At 69.6% G+C, this 674-nt stretch carries 1 pseudogene; it reads right to left on the bottom strand.

Features of this window, described 5'->3' with window-relative positions:
• A pseudogene (locus tag G4L39_RS13615) lies at positions 1-537 on the bottom strand (hypothetical protein); the annotation flags it as partial.
• Positions 538-674: the final 137 nt, after the last annotated feature.

Raw genomic sequence — 674 nt, 5'->3', positions numbered from 1 at the left:
CGCCGGCCCCTGCACCACCTCCGTCACCCGCCCCCGACGATCGTACCGGTTGGTGTAGCCCGTCGTACCGTCGCTGTACCGAACCCACTCCAGCTCCCCGGCCGTGTTGTACCCGTAGCTGGTCACCACCCCACGCGCCCACTGCCGGCCGGCCAGCCGCCCGGCCGCCGTCCAGCTGTATCGCACGGCCCGGGCCAACGACGGCTGCCCCGTCGTCGGATCCGCATACCACTTGGCCACCAACCAGCCCCGCTGCGGATCATACTGCCAGGCCGTGCGCGCCTCCCCACCCAACCCCTGGCCGTTGGCCAGGTTGAACTGCTGCCAGGTCACCATGTTGGTCAGCCGCCCGGCATGGTCGTACTCGTACGCCACCGGCCAGGCTTCCATGCCCCAGGTCTTTTGCACCAGCCCCTGCGGGGTGTAACGGATCTGTTGCCACCGCCCGCCCGCGTACACCACATTCGTCGCCCGCAGGGACAGATCGTAGGCCCAGGTGTTGGTCCCCTGCCGCCGCGCCCCTGCAGGAAGCGGCACAATGCCCCCGGCTTGGAAAACACACCCACTCCCCTGGCAAACACACCATGGCCCCAAGGGCACTTTCCGCACCCGCGCAAAGTCCGCCCCTGAGGGAGGCCAGGACCCCGCCGAAAGCCAGCGTGGAAGCCGGGTCG

The organism is Limisphaera ngatamarikiensis (genome assembly GCF_011044775.1).
In the GTDB taxonomy this organism is placed as follows: domain Bacteria; phylum Verrucomicrobiota; class Verrucomicrobiia; order Limisphaerales; family Limisphaeraceae; genus Limisphaera; species Limisphaera ngatamarikiensis.
This window is presented reverse-complemented; position numbering and strand designations above follow the sequence as displayed.